The sequence below is a fragment of the Pseudomonas sp. F3-2 genome (assembly GCF_038804275.1).
Taxonomy (GTDB): Bacteria; Pseudomonadota; Gammaproteobacteria; order Pseudomonadales; family Pseudomonadaceae; genus Aquipseudomonas.
The window spans coordinates 620,925-635,924 of record NZ_CP152388.1; the positions used below are offsets into that span (position 1 = coordinate 620,925).

The window sequence follows — 15,000 nt, forward strand, 5'->3', positions numbered from 1 at the left end:
GATAACATTGGGTTATCACGATTCGAGGCTGTGCCCATGTCCGATATTTCCTTCTCGACGGTTTGTAACTGGCTCAAGTTCAAGCATCTGGTGCTGATCGACACGCTGGCTCGCACGCGCAACATGCACGCTGCGGCCCTGCATATGAACCTCAGCCAGCCTGCGGTCAGCAAGATGCTGCGCGAGATCGAACGTTTGCTGGGTTTTGACTTGTTCGAGCGTCTGCCACGCAACATGCCGCCGACTGCGTTGGGTGAGCATGTGGTGCGGTACGCGCAAATTGCCTTGAATGATGCGAACAAGTTCGTCGATCAGATCAGTAGCCTGCGTGAAGGCGGCCATGGCTTTCTCAAGGTCGGCGCAATCTTCGCGGCCACGGCGGTCGTGCTGCCGGACGCCATCGTACAGCTGAAAAATCGCTGGCCCTTGCTGTCGATCGAGGTCGTGGAGCAGACCAGCGATCACCTCATGGAAATGCTCGACGACAAAAAACTGGACCTGGCCGTTGCGCGCTACACCCATGAAAACCAGCAGCAGGTCTACGATTTCCAGCCGTTGGCGCCTGAGCCTTTCTGCATGGTGGTCAACAGCCGTCACCCATTGACCCGCCTGGACGAAACGCCGCTGCAGGAGTTGGGCAACTGGCCCTGGATTCTCTACCCGATCGGGACGCCCATTCGCGCCCGCATGGAGCAGGCCTTCTCGGCGGCGGGGATCTCCACACCGAAGAACACCATCGATACCATTTCGATGCAGACCTTCCTGCAAGTGCTGCAGTCCGGTCCCATGATCGCGATGCTGCCGGCTTCGATGGCGCAGCCACATCTGGAGAGCGGATTGCTGACCGTGCTCAACACGCCGCTGAAACTTGCGCCGCAGGACTACGGAATCCTCACGCGGCGGGGCGAGCCGTTGCTCGGCGCTGCGTCGGAATTTGCCGAAATCCTGCTGACCAACGCGCAACTGGCGCGCGATGCAGAGGGCTCGCCCGGCCGCCTATAACGCTGCCCGCTGCGCTGCCTGATCCGCTGCCATCGTCATACGCGATGGCAGGCTCGCCAATGCCTGATGTACGCCTCTTTCTAGCACTCCTACCATCGGTCGCACATGACCCGCCGCCCGTGGCGAAATGAAAGGAGAGCCTGTGAAAAACTTTCGAATCGGCCAGATCGTCCCCAGCTCCAACACCACCATGGAAACTGAAATTCCGGCGATGCTGACCTCGCGGTATGACTTGTTCCCACAGGAGCGCTTCACCTTCCACTCGTCGCGCATGCGGATGATGCACGTCAGCCCTGAAGAGCTGAAGAAGATGGACATCGACAGCGACCGCTGCGCCCTGGAACTCAGCGATGCGCGTGTGGACGTGATGGCTTATGCCTGTCTGGTGGCGATCATGTGCCAGGGCGCGGGCTATCACTCCGTATCCCAGGAGCGACTGGGCAAGACCGTTGCCGCGAACAAATCCAGCGCGCCGGTCCTCAGTTCGGCAGGCGCACTGATCGACAGCCTGAACATGCTTGAGTACAAGAAGGTGTCGATCATCACGCCGTACATGAAGCCACTGACCCAGCAGGTCATCGACTACATCGAAGCGTCCGGCATCGAGGTGGTTGATTCCATCAGTCTGGAAGTCTCCGACAACCTTGAGGTCGGTCGTCTGGACCCGATGAATCTCGTTGCCCACGCCGACAAGTTGAACATCGGTCAGGCCGATGGCGTGGTGCTGTCGTGCTGCGTGCAGATGCCTTCGCTGCCGGCGATCCAGGTCGTACAGGATCGTCTGGATAAGCCGGTGCTGTCGGCGTCGGTCGCCACCGTTTACCAGATGCTGAAAACCCTGGGCCTCAAAGCGCAGGTTCCGAACGCAGGGCATCTGTTGTCCGGCGCGTTCTGAGTCGATGTCTGACGAGGTACTATGGCGGCCACTCAGGCCAGTACGCCCGGTACCTCACATGAAGCTCGACCCCGTTTCGTTGCGCCTTTTCGTCAGCGTCGTCGAAGAAGGCACCATTGCCGCCGCCGCGAAGCGCGAACACATCGCGGCGGCGGCAGTGAGCAAACGGCTCAGCGAGTTGGAAGAGCTGCTCGACTCAAAGCTGCTTACGCGCACCAACAAAGGCATCACGCCGACCGATGCGGGCCTGTCGTTGTTGTTCATGGCTCGCAGCGCACTGAACAACCTCAACGAAATCGTCGTGCAGATGCGCGACTATTCCCACGGCCGGCGCGGTTCCGTGCACGTGCTGGCCAACATTTCTGCCATTACTCAATTCATGCCGGGGCTGATCAAGTCGTTCATGACGCTTTACCCGCTGATCCATGTCAGCCTGGAGGAGCAGCAAAGCCTGGCGATCACCAAGGCCGTCGCGGAAAACCGTGCAGACATCGGCATCTTCACGCGCCTGCCCCATGGCGCGGACATTGAAGTCTTCCCGTTCCGCAGCGACCGCCTCGTGTTGCTGGTGCCCCATGAGCATCCGCTTGCCGGGCGCGACAGCGTCGACCTCAACGACACCCTCGACTACGAATACGTGGCGCTGCGCAGCGGCACTCACTTGAATTTCCAGCTGATCAAAGCCGCCAACGATCTCGGCCGCTCGCTGAAAATCCGCATGGAAGTCGCCAGCTACGACGCGTTGTGCCTGATGGTTCAGGCGGGCGTCGGCATTGGCATCATGCCCGAAGGCAGCGCCGCGATTTATCAGCTCAATGGCGCCAGCATCGTCCGCTTGAACGAGCCTTGGGCCAGTCGCGAACTCTCGGTGTGCGTGAGATCGCGAGCAGGTTTATCCACAGCGGCGCAGCTGTTTTTAGCGCATGTGTTGGGGGAATAGGGAGAACACGCACGAACAGTCCTGCGAGGATGTTGCGCGCAGAGGTTCAGCGACATTAGGCGTTACATCCGTTTCGCCTTCCTCAGCGCTTCACGGATGAATTCACTCCCACAGTGGAAATGTGCGTAACGGGGTGGACCTGTCGCCTGTCGCCAATGGTTCGCCTGAATAATCCAGACCGTGCAACCCATCGGAAGATGGCACGGCGATGGCACTTCTTCACGCCCGTGCTGTCATTAGTGCGCGGTATCAACGACCGGGTTTCAGGGCTTTAGTCCTGCCCTCGATGTGCCATCCAGCGCACGGATTGCGAGCAGACTGACTATCTTCCCGACGGTTCACTCCTATGCGTTTCCTACTCGATCCGCGTCATGACATTGATGCTGCCTTGCTGAGCTATCGGCGAGTGTTCTGGTCTCTGGCCCTGTTCAGCGGCGTGATCAACATGCTGGTGCTGGTGCCGTCGCTGTACATGATGCAGGTTTACGATCGTGTGCTGACCAGCCGAAATGAGACCACGCTGTTCATGCTCACGCTGATCGCGCTGGGCTTGTTCATGTTCAGCGGGCTCATCGAATGGGTTCGCGGGCAGGTCATGATCCGCATGAGCGCGGGGCTGGACGAGGCACTTGGGGAGCGCATCTTCGATGCTGCGTTCGCCCGCAGCTTGCGCGAACACAACGCCAACCCGGCGCAGGTACTCACTGACCTGGCGACACTGCGTCAGCTGATCACCGGGCAGGGGCTGATCGCGTTGCTGGACGCGCCCTGGCTGCCGATCTTTTTGCTGGTGGCGTTCATTTTTCACTTCTGGTTCGGCGTGCTGACTCTGGTGCTCGCGCTGGTGCTGGCAGGCCTGGCGTTGTGGGGTGAGCTGGCGACACGAACGGGACTGGGCGAGGCCAACCGGCTGGGCGTGCAGTCGGCGGCGTATGTGAACAGCACTCTGCAGAACGCCGAGGTGATTCAGGCCCTGGGCATGCTCGGGCCACTCCGGCAGCGCTGGAGCTTGCTGCAGCAACGGATCATCGCCGCTCAGGCGCAAGCCAGCGACCGCAGCGCGCGTATCACCTCTGCCACGCGGTTTGTGCGAATTTCCGGGCAATCGTTGTCGTTGGGGCTGGGTGCGTTGCTGGTGCTGGAGGGGCAGCTTTCCGCGGGCATGATGATCGCGATGTCGCTGCTGCTGGGGCGCGCGTTGGCGCCTGTGGAAATCGCCATCGGCTCGTGGAAGCAATTCAACTCCGGGCGCCAGAGCTACCAGCGTTTGAGCCAGTTGCTGACACAGCACCCACCGCACCGCCTGCGCATGCCGTTACCGCCACCCACCGGTGCGGTGCGCCTGGAGCAGCTCTACGTCGGACCGCCGGGGGCGACGCAGCCAATCTTGCGCGGGATCAACCTGAGCCTCGCCAAGGGTGAGGTGCTGGCAGTGGTCGGCCCGAGCGCCAGCGGCAAGTCGACATTGGCGAGGGCGTTGGTAGGCGTCTGGCCGCCGCTCGGTGGGTCGGTGCGCCTCGACGACGCTGAAATCAGTCAATGGTCCCACGATGCACTGGGCCCGCACTTGGGTTACTTGCCTCAAGACATCGAACTGTTCGCCGGCACCGTCGCGGACAACATTGCCCGGTTCGGCGAGCAAGACGCCGACAAGGTGATTGCAGCGAGCCGCCACGCAGGCATCCACGAAATGATCCTGCGTTTTCCCGAGGGCTACGACACCCCGCTCGGCCCCGGCGGGCTGGGCCTGTCTGGCGGTCAGAAACAACGGCTGGGCCTGGCACGAGCGCTTTATGGAAACCCGACGCTGATCATTCTGGACGAACCCAATTCCAACCTGGATGAGGCAGGCGAGTTGGCCTTGATCCAGGCCATCAATGCGCTCAAGGCCGCAGGCAGCACCGTGGTGCTGATCACCCACCGCCCAAGCGTGCTGGCGGTTGTCGACCAGATTCTGTTGCTCAGGGACGGCACGCAGCAAGCCTTTGGCCCGCGTGACCGGGTGCTCAAGGCGCTCATGCCCGCGCCAAAGCCGGCCGCGGTCAGGGAGGCCGGAAAGGATGCGTGACGTGAAATCCGTTCCCCAGGCACGCGGCGAGCAGGGCATGTCCCTGCGCAACGCTGGACTCACACCCGTTGCCAGCACCGACGCGCGGGGCGCTGCGCGTTATGGCGTAGGGTTTATGGTGCTCGCGCTCGGTGGCTTCCTGCTGTGGGCCTGTCTTGCGCCGCTTGATCAGGGCGTGGTGGGCAGTGGCACGGTAGTGGTCGCTGGCGAGCGCAAGGCGGTGCAGTCATTGGTTGGCGGGGTGGTCGATCAGCTGCTGGTGAGCGAGGGTGACCGCGTGACCCAGGGGCAACTGTTGGTGCAGCTCAATACAGTCCAGCCGCAGTCGCAATTGGACGTGACGATGGGCAAGTTACTCAATGATCGCAGCGTCGAGGCACGGCTGAATGCTGAACGTCTGGGCGAGGAGAAGATCGAGTGGCCGCCGGAGTTGCTGGAGCGCGCCGACGAGCGCCGGGTCAAGGCGGCCATGGCGTTGCAGACTCAGTTGTTTCTGACCCGGCGCGCAGAATTGGCCAGTCGGGTGCAGATTATCGAGCATGAGGTTGAGTCGTTGCAGCAGCAGTTGAGCGGCTATAACGGCGTCAAGCGCAACTACGATGCGCAGATGAACTTCCAGCAACAAGAACTCGAGGGCCTGCGCGATCTGGCGCGTGAAGGTTATGTCCCTCGTAACAAGTTGTTCGAAGCGGAGCGCAATGCCGCGCAGTTGGCGGGGCAGATCGCGTCCGGAGTGGGCGACATCGGCAAGACCCGCCAGGCGATCAACGAAAGCAAACTCAAAATTCTGCAGACTCAGCAGGAGTTCCGTCGCGACGCCGAAACGCAGCTCAGTGATGTGTCCGCAGAGGCCGCAGGCTTGGCCGACCAGATTCGCGCATTGCAGTTTCAGGTGGAAAACGGAGCGATTCGTGCGCCCGTCTCCGGGCAGGTCATGGACATGACCATTCACACGGTCGGCGGCGTCACCCAGGCGGGCCAGAGCCTGATGCAGGTGGTGCCACTGGATGCGCCGATGGCGATCACCGCGCGTTTCGAGCCGCTGATGGCCAATAAGCTGCGCCCGGGGCTGCCTGTGCACGTGCATTTCACCGCGTTGCAACGGGTCGATACACCTACGGTCGTCGGCACGGTCAGCACCGTTTCGGCGGACCAGCTGATCGATGAACAGACCCACCGCCCGTACTTTTCGGCCAAGGTCGAGATCCCGGCAGAGACCGTGGCCTCGCTGCAAAACGCAGGCTTGCTGGTACGTCCCGGCATGTTGGCCGACGTCACCGTGGTCACGGGTGAGCGGACCCTCATGAACTACCTGATGAAACCCCTGCGCGAACGCCTGCTCGCTGCTTTCAAGGAGGAATAAGCGTGATTGCACGTCGTTTCTATAGGGCGTCCAGTGCGCGCTTGTTGTTGGGTGTGTGTACCGGTTGGGTGGCGTTCAGCCCGGTGTGGGCCGCTGACCCCGGCCTCAGCCTTATCGCCGCCTTCGATGCTTCGCGGCTGAACGACCCCACCATCCAGTCAGCCGGGCACGCTTACGACGCCTCGCAACATGAAGAGGCAATCGGCCGTGGCGGTCTTTACCCGCAGGTCTCGTTGTCGTCGCGGTATGGCTACGGCGGGCGCACCGATGGCGGCACCGACAGCAGCTACGTGAACAGTAACGACTACCAGTCCAACAACGTGACGCTGGCGGCGCAACAACCGCTCTACGACAAGGGACGCTGGGCCGCCTATCAAGAAGGCAAGGCCCGGGGACAACTGGGTGTCCAGCAGTTCGATGTCGCAGGCCAGAGTCTCTACGATCGCGTTGCCAAGGCATATTTCGAGGTGGCCAGGGCCGAGAATGAAATCAAGCTGATCACTCAGCAGAAAGCTGCCATCAGCGGACTGGTGACCCAAAGCAAGAAGCTTTATGAGTCGGGGCAGGGCGCCATTACTGACATCGACGAAGCGCAGGCGCGATTCGACCTGGTGCAAGCCCAAGAAGCGGAGGCCCGTGCCCGCCGCGTGGCCGCCCTGAGAGCACTGGCTGGGCGCACCCGCGTTGCCGTCGACGACATTCAACCCATGGGCGAAACGCTCGCTGCCCAAAGCCCTCTTCCTCCGGAACGGGACCTGCCGTTCTGGACCGCGATTGCTCGTGACGCCAGCCCGGAACTGGCGGCCCGGCTGGCGGCCGTGAAGGTGGCTGAAGCGCAGGTCGACAGCCAGCGCGCCGGCCACTACCCCACGCTGTCGCTGACCACTCAGATGACCCGACGCGAAACGCGCCAGTACCAGGAGCTCGACCCGCGGCAGGACAGCTATTACGTCGGCGTGCAGCTGGACATCCCGCTGTATCGCGGCGGTGCGGTGCGCGCATCGGTCGAAAAAGCCCAGGCGCAACTGGCGGGCGCGCAGTCCGATTACGACGTCCAGCGCCAGCAACTGTCAGAGGATATCGAGACCGATTATCTGGGTGTGGTCGCCGGGTTCACCAAAAGCAAGGCCATGCAGCGCGCAGTCGAGTCCAACCAGCGAGCGCTGACGTCGACGGAAAAAGGCTTTCAAGGCGGGGTGCGCTCCACCGTGGATATCCTCGATGCCCAGCAACGCGTATTTCAGGCCCGCCGTGACTTGCTGAACACCAAGCTCGACATGCTGCAAAGCTACGTCAGCTTGCACACGCACACCGGGCAAATGAACCGCGCCGTGCTTGAGCAGGTACAGAGCCTGTTCTGACCACAGCCTTGGCGACGGTTCAGTCGGCACACGGTTCTGTCGTCAACTCCTCTTCGTTCAAACCCTGCTCCAGCAAAACGCGCGGCGAACCAAAAAAGAAAAGGCCCTCAGTCAGAGGGCCTTCGTGTTGCCGGGAAACGCGGGTATTGATCAGGCGGTGAAGTCGCTGGCGTGCAGTTCCTTGACCCCGGTCAGCTGGATTTCGAACTCCGGCGTCGCATCGGCATTGATACTCCCGTACAGCACGCCGTCAGCGAAGCGCAATTGCCCGGTCGCGTTGGTCGCGTCGAAAGCATTGCTGCCGATGAAACTGAACGCGTCGATCTGTGCGGTCAGCGGGTTCGCATCCAGGCCAGTGAAGTCCAGTCTGTCGCCCTCGGCGGATTTGAAACCACTGATCACGTCGCGCAGGGTTCCGACGCCCATGTCCGACAACGCCCCGAATACGTAAGTATCCGCACCGGTGCCGCCAATCAGGTTGTCAGTACCTTCGCCACCGATCAGGCGGTCGTTACCGGAGCCGCCGACCAACGTATCGTTGCCTGCGCCACCGTTGAGCACGTTCGCGCCGCTGTTGCCGGTCAGGCTGTCGTCGTACGCACTGCCGGTGAGGTTCTCGAAGTTTTTCAACGTATCGAGACCCGCGCCGACGGTGTTCTGTTGCGCCGAGGTCGACAGGGTTGCGGTGATACCGGCCAGCGCCCGCTCGAACGACACGGTGTCATTGCCGTCGCGCCCATCCAGGACGTTATTGCCGGCACCCGCGAACAGCGTGTTGTCCAGGGCGTTGCCCGTGCCGTTGGCGGCGCCACTCGCGTCGATGTACAGGTTTTCCACATTGCTGCCCAAGGTGTACGCGGCGAGCGAGCTGTGAACGCTGTCGATACCGCCCAGCAGCGGATCGCTGTTGGTTTCGATGACCGCATCGCCGACGTCGTCGACATAGTAGGTGTCGTTGCCATTGCCGCCGGTCATGTTGTCAGCGCCGCCCGCACCGTTGAGGACGTTGTCGGCCGCGTTGCCTGACATGAAGTTACGCAGGGCATTGCCGGTGCCGTCGATGGCAGACACGCCGGTGAGCATCAGATTCTCGAGATTGTCCCCCAAGGTCCAACTGACCGACGCCTGCACAGTGTCGACTTGCGAAAGGGCGGTATTGCTCTCGACAACGCTGTCGAACCTGTTGTCGACGACGTAGATGTCGTTGCCGTCGCCCCCCATCATCATGTCGGCGCCGAGGTCGCCGTCCAGTGTGTCATCGCCGCTGCTGCCAACCAGGGTGTCGTCCTGGTCGGTGCCGAAAATCTTGCCGCCTTCGTTGTGAGCGCCGTCGTAGATCGCTTGCACGCTGTTGTTGTCGGTTGCATCGCCCTGGAAGCCGAGATCCCCGGCGATGTAATCGGCCAGGCGTTGACCGACGATCTCTGCCGACTCCTCGTGCAGGTGCCAGACGTCATCCGGGTAGACCAACGGATCGACCTCATGGCGCAGTGGCAGGTCGGTGTAATCGACTGCCAGCTTGACGTCGTCGCGTGTGGAGGCAATCGATTCCTGGACCGCCCGGACATAGCCAACGCCGGCCACGATGTCCGCGATCTTCTCCTCGGAGTAGCCGCGCACGCGCGCCGCGTCTTCGTCGTAGTGGCCGGTCTCCATCATGTACACATTGAAGTTGCCGAACTGGTCATGCAGATAGTCGAAGACCGACAGCGTCGCAGCCTTGTAGGCGGCCGCCGCTGCTTCTTTGTCAGTCGAGCGGGCGATTTCCTGCGCCGCTTCCTCGCCCTGGCCCCAAATGATGCCCATCGTAACGTTGTCGATGGACTTGAGTTCCGTCAGCTGGTCCTGCAGCAGTGCAACTGCGCGCAGCAGGGCAGGGCCAGGTTGGTTCGTGTCGGTGAGCCACCAGCACAGCTTCAGCTCCTCTGCGCCCAACGTCGACATGCCGTTCACCGTGCTACCACCCACCGCGATATCGATACCGGTTCCGTCGGCGTCGGTGAACTGGCTGCGCACGTCGTAGGTGGTGTATTTGCTGAGGTCATTGACCAGCATCGAGGTGCCGGATTGATCGTCGTCTTCAGTCATCCGCAGCAGCCGCGCATTGGACTGACCCAGCGTCGGAAGATAAAGAATGTCCTGCTGCGCCCGCTCGCCGAACACGAAGTCGTCGGCCGTCAGGCTGTCCATGTAGTTGCCGCTCAGGGCAATCTCGAATCGGTTGCCGTCGGCGTCAGCTTCGCTGGACTTGATGTAGGTTTTGTCGCCCGCAGCGTTCAGGCTGAGGTAAAGCGTATGGTTGCTGCCGTCACCCAGGCCAAGGAAACCCAGCGCCGAGACATCAATCTTGTCCACACCCTGAGTGAAGTCGTAGAGGGTGTCGGTAGCCGTTGCGCCGCCTGCGTCGTAGTCGCGGTAGCTGTCGAGCACATTCAAGTAGCGGAACGTGTCAGCGCCTTCGCCGCCATACAGTGAATCGCGCCCGGCGCCACCGTCGAGGATGTCCGAGCCGGCGCCGCCTCTGATCGTGTCGTTACCGCCCAAGCCCAGGATCAGGTCAGCGCCGGCTGTTCCATTCAACGTCTCGGCGTTGTCGGTGCCGGTCACGGTATTGGCCGGGGCATCGGCTACCGCCAACGCAAAGCTGTCGCTGACCGAAGCGCCGGATGGATCAGTGGCCTTGATCAAGACACTGTAATTACCTGCTGCAGTGTCCGACGGCGTGCCGCTGAAGGTCATGCTGGCCGCATCGAAGCTCAACCAGGCCGGCAGCGGTGTGCCGTCCGCCAGCGTCGCCGTGAAGGTCAGAGCATCTCGATTGCCGTCGGCGAAACTGTTGTCGGTGACGGTGTAACTGAACGGCGAACTTTCGGTGGCGTTCTGATCCAGCAATGGAATGACCACTACCGGCGCTACGTTGCCCGGCGTGCTGTGATCGGCAAATACAAAGTGGCTGGTGGTGAGGCTGTTGACCAGATTGCCCGCCAGCGAGACCTCGAACCGGTTGCCATTGGCATCCGCCACGTTGTCTTTGAGGTAGGTGCGGTAGGTGGTGGCGTTGTACGTCACCTGCAACGTGCCGTCGACGCCATTGCCCAGGCCGGTATAGCCCAACGCAGACACGTCGATTTTGTCGGCCGACACATCGAAGTCCAGGATCTGGTCGCTGCTGCTCGTGGTCGCGGTGCGATAGCTGTCCAGTTTGGAGGTGAAACGGAACACGTCCGCCCCCGCGCCGCCGGTGAGTTTGTCAGAGCCGGCGCCCCCGATCAGCACGTCGTTGCCAGCGCCGCCATCTAGGGTGTCGTTGCCGGCACCGCCGAACAACTGCTCGTTGGCGACTGTGCCAATGAGCCTGTCGCTGTTCGGCGTGCCATTGATGACGCCCGGCGTCCCGGTGACGTCTTGCACGGCGAGCGTGAAACTGTCGCTGACCGTCGCGTTGCTGCCATCGGTTGCGGTGACAAGAACAGCGTAGGTGCCTGACGCGGTGTCACTCGGCGTGCCACTGAACGTGCGCGTTGCTGCGTCGAACGTCAGCCATTGCGGCAGCGGGCTGCCGTCCGCCAGCGTGGCGGTGTAGCTCAGGCTGTCGTTGTCCGGGTCGGTAAAACTGGTGGCCGGCACGACATAACTGAAAGGCGTGTTTTCAGTCGCGTTCTGGTCCAGCAGCGGCGATGCCACCACCGGGGCGTGGTTGACCGTTGGCGTCGTCGCGAAGACGAAATTGGCGCTGGTCAGCTTGTCGAGGTAGTTGCCTTCCAGCGCGACCTCGAAGCGGTTGCCGTTGGCATCGGCCGACAGAGACTTGACGTAAGTTTTCGTCCCGTCAGCGTTGAGCACCAGGTAAACAGTGTCGTTCTTGCCGTCGGCCAGACCGGTGAAGCCCAGTGCCGACAGGTCGATCTTGTCTGCGCTGACATCGAAGTCGGTGATGACATCGCCAAGGTTCGCACCCCCGGCGTTGTAATTCCGGTAACTGTCCATGCGGCTGGAGAACACAAAGGTGTCGGCCCCGGCGCCGCCGGTCAGCGTGTCCATGCCCGCGCCGCCGTCGAGTTTGTCGTCACCTGCGCCGCCGTTCAGGCTGTCGTTGCCAGCCAGGCCGAGCAGCGTTTCCGCCGAGTCGGTACCCGACAAGGTATCGTTGCCCGCCGTGCCAGTGACGACGCGATTGAAAATGAAGTTATCCGCGGTCAGCGTGCCGGTGAGGTTGCCGGCAAGAACCAGCTCGAATCGATTGCCGTTGGCGTCGGCATCGTAGTCCTTGATATAGGTGCGATCGTTGCTGGCGCTGTAGCTGATCTGCAAGGTGCCGCCGCGACCGTTGCCCAACCCGGTGAAGCCCAGGCCGGCAAGATCGATCTTGTCTTGTGTGACATCGAAGTCGGTGATCAGGTCATCGAAGCTCTTGGTCGCATTGCGATAGCTGTCAGACTGATTCGCGAAGCGGAAGATGTCGGCACCCGCGCCGCCAGTCAGCGTGTCCGTTCCAGCGCCGCCCACCAGCGTGTCGTCGCCAGCGCCGCCATTGATGACATCGTTACCCGCACCGCCATAAATGATCTCGTTACCGGCGCTGCCCAGCAATGTGTCATTGCCATCCGTACCTTGAATGGTGGTAACTGGCACCGTGTCGCTGGCATAGCTGCCATCGCCATACACCAGCGTGTCGCCTTTGCTGGTGTGGCTGATGGTGTTGCCGATGATTGCGTTGCGATCAGTCCCGTCTTCATTACGCTCGGCAACGCCGTAGGTCGAAAGGTCACTGCCGCTGATGGTATTGCCCTGGATGGTGTTGTCGCTGCCGGTGTAATACTTGCCCGATACGCCCTGCGTATCGTCGTAAGACTGAATGATGATTTCCGGAACCGGCGCCCCCAGTGAGTTATTGCTCAGCACGTTATCGCTGACGTCGACGTGGTTACTGCCATAAATACGAATGCCGGCACTGCTGTTGTCGTGGATATTCACGCCGGTCAGCGAGACCTCGCTGGACAGCTTGATCAGCACGCCCTCGGCGCCATTTCCATACACCTCACCACCTGTGATCGTGATGTTGTCCGGCGAAGGAATGTTCTCACTGCCGCGCTGCACCACAATCCCGCCACCGCCGTTGCCATAGGCAACGTTATTGGTGAGCGTGAAATCGTGCGAGCTGGTCACCACGTTGAAGCCATGACGATCATTGTCGTAGGCAATGTTGTTTTCGAAGGTGCTGTCGCTGAGGAAATCCGCCACGAAGCCATCCAGGCCGTTGCCGTGGGAAACACTGTTCTTGATCACCATATTGACGGTCTGCTCGTGCGGATCAAAACCGTACCCCGAACAGTCCTTGATCTCGACGCCATCCAGCGTGACGTTCGAGTCATAACCTTCCTGACCCGGTATATAGCCGTTGAACCAGCCGTCGATCTTGCCGGTGGTATGGTCCCGGTTGCCGTCCAGCGTCAGATTGCTCAAACCGAAATCATGGGTTTCCTCACCATAGGCCGAGCGGATGATCCCGGTGATCTTCGTGTCAGAACCGTCGGCGACCTTAATGTTGCTCTGTCCCATCCCGTCGCCGTTCATGTACACATTGCTTTTGAGCATCAAGCAGCCATCGGAAGGCTCCTCACCACCTGAAACAATGTAAGTACCAGTAGGCACATAAACCTGACCCCCGCCGGCGGCGGCCGCTGCATCAATAGCACTCTGGATGGCGGCGGTGTCATCAGTCACGCCATCACCCACGGCGCCAAAATCCTTTACATTGAAAATCATGCAGTTATCTCCGAAGACTGGCTGGATACACAGTAGATGCCAATTTCCCATCAGCAACCTTGCTGATATGACCCAGTGAGGAGAAAAAATTGCGACCATATGTCGGAGAAGCGTCAACAAAACCCAAGTTTTTAATGAGTTTTGAAATTTTGGTGGTGGGATTTTGACGGTTGTTTGGCGGTGTAGAAATGACAGTGGGATGAGGGGCTGGTCAGGGGGTTGGCGTCAGAAATGGCGTGCGCCGACATCAGCCTGCGACGTCCGAGAGAGATAAGCATCGGCAGAATGTTCGGATGGGGCAGGATTATTTTGGACAATTAAAAAGCCGGCTTGTGGCCGGCTTCTCGGTGACAGGTTTGATTAGTTTTTGGCTAACCGCACCCATCCGCAAAAGTGCGCGCTGCGAGGAGGCGCTTGTCAGGTCGGCGAGGCCAGTCACGAATACTGGACCAGGCCCGTCATCCACCCGCGGATAGCCGGTGGATGTTGAAACGAAGGCGTGCAGGATACTGATGTTCGACGCGTCTGCCCAGCGTTGGTGTGCCGCCATTTGTCTTTTTCGCTATGAATCAAGGCAGTGTTGCGGGGTGGCGCCGGTTGTTGAGGGTCGCCCACCAGAAGACCCAGCCCAGAATCTGGATGTTCTGCTCCTGAATCTGTTCGGCAGTGAAAATTTCATCGGGGTATTCGCCAGCGTTGTGACTGCGCAGCCGCAACGCGCCACCGGGCAGGCGGTACAGGCATTTTACCCGCAGCATGCCGTCGTGCTCGATCGCATACATTTCGCCGTCGATGACCTGCACCCGGCCTCGGTCGACCGCGATAAGCGAGCCGTCCTGGATCTTGTCGGCCATGCTGTTGCCGACCATGGCGATGCAGATTGCGTTGTGCAGCTCCACGTCCATGGCGTCGATGATCCGCCGTGACAGGCGCGCCTTATGGTTGGGTATCTCGCTCACGGCCGTTCGCCCCGTGCCCTGCGCGCGAGATTCGGAATAGAACGGTATATCGAGTTCATCGCGCGCGCCGTGCCGCTCGGCTCGTCCTTTATGAATGCCGTCCATGCCGGGTTTGTCTCGTGCCTCTCCGGGGTGTTTGGGGCCTTCGCCGCTGCGCAGCCAGCGCGCGTTGACGCTCAGCAGTTCAGCCACTTCTTCCATGCGCGCCATCGGAATGCCGCGTTTGAACCAGTTGTTCACGTGTTGCGGCGTTACCTTGCGGTTGGCGGCGAAGTCTGTTGCAGAGAGATGGCACTCTCGCAAGAGGATGCGTAGTCGATCACCTGATGTATTCATGCCCCGAAGTTTACGGGCGGCCGCGCTTTGTTTAAATGAACGAAGTGTTCAAATGAGTGGGCGATCAACCTTGCGATTGAGTGGCCGGATTACAAGACTCAAGCAGGTATGTAGGCTGTTTCCTTCACTGTTTTGATTACGATCAACAGGGCCCGCAATGCAATGAAGTGGCTGCAAAGTTGTGAGTGTTTTAATGACTCGCGTTATAGAGCCTTGGGTATTGAGACGCAGCGCGATTATGAAGGATCGATTGTTGCCGAAAACGGGTAAGCGCTTTATCCGAATAAACAGATTGTCTGGAGGTGGATCT

8 protein-coding genes are annotated in these 15,000 nt (G+C 60.7%); 6 read left to right on the forward strand and 2 right to left on the reverse strand.

What is annotated here, in order from left to right; translation table 11 throughout:
* The first annotated feature begins 36 nt into the window (after window positions 1-36).
* From AAGQ88_RS02845 to AAGQ88_RS02870, 6 genes are all read left to right on the forward strand, one after another.
* Window positions 37-1,002 (forward strand): LysR family transcriptional regulator, encoded by a 966-nt coding sequence (locus tag AAGQ88_RS02845; protein ID WP_285424313.1) that lies wholly within the window; start codon window positions 37-39, stop codon window positions 1,000-1,002.
* A gap of 142 nt (window positions 1,003-1,144) precedes the next feature.
* Entirely contained in the window at window positions 1,145-1,897 is a 753-nt protein-coding gene (locus AAGQ88_RS02850) for an Asp/Glu racemase (RefSeq protein WP_342654387.1), read from the forward strand.
* A gap of 58 nt (window positions 1,898-1,955) precedes the next feature.
* A complete protein-coding gene (locus AAGQ88_RS02855) occupies window positions 1,956-2,837 on the forward strand; it encodes a LysR family transcriptional regulator (RefSeq protein WP_342654388.1) in 882 nt (293 codons plus the stop codon).
* A 346-nt stretch (window positions 2,838-3,183) separates the two neighbouring features.
* On the forward strand, window positions 3,184-4,905 hold the full coding sequence (locus AAGQ88_RS02860; RefSeq protein ID WP_285424310.1) for a type I secretion system permease/ATPase: 1,722 nt from the start codon (window positions 3,184-3,186) through the stop codon (window positions 4,903-4,905).
* Window positions 4,898-6,268 carry an HlyD family type I secretion periplasmic adaptor subunit gene (locus AAGQ88_RS02865; protein WP_342654389.1) on the forward strand — a complete coding sequence of 457 codons (1,371 nt, stop codon included), beginning with the start codon at window positions 4,898-4,900 and terminating at the stop codon, window positions 6,266-6,268. The genes AAGQ88_RS02860 and AAGQ88_RS02865 overlap by 8 nt, the downstream gene beginning before the upstream one ends.
* A gap of 5 nt (window positions 6,269-6,273) precedes the next feature.
* A complete protein-coding gene (locus AAGQ88_RS02870) occupies window positions 6,274-7,629 on the forward strand; it encodes a TolC family outer membrane protein (RefSeq protein ID WP_342655727.1) in 1,356 nt (451 codons plus the stop codon).
* 150 nt (window positions 7,630-7,779) lie between these two features.
* Here the strand turns inward: AAGQ88_RS02870 and AAGQ88_RS02875 are convergent, their stop codons facing one another.
* Window positions 7,780-13,395: a putative Ig domain-containing protein gene (locus AAGQ88_RS02875; protein WP_342654390.1), complete on the reverse strand. Its 5,616-nt coding sequence runs from the start codon at window positions 13,393-13,395 to the stop codon at window positions 7,780-7,782.
* A 569-nt stretch (window positions 13,396-13,964) separates the two neighbouring features.
* A complete protein-coding gene (locus tag AAGQ88_RS02880) occupies window positions 13,965-14,690 on the reverse strand; it encodes an XRE family transcriptional regulator (protein WP_342654391.1) in 726 nt (241 codons plus the stop codon).
* Window positions 14,691-15,000 lie beyond the last annotated feature (310 nt).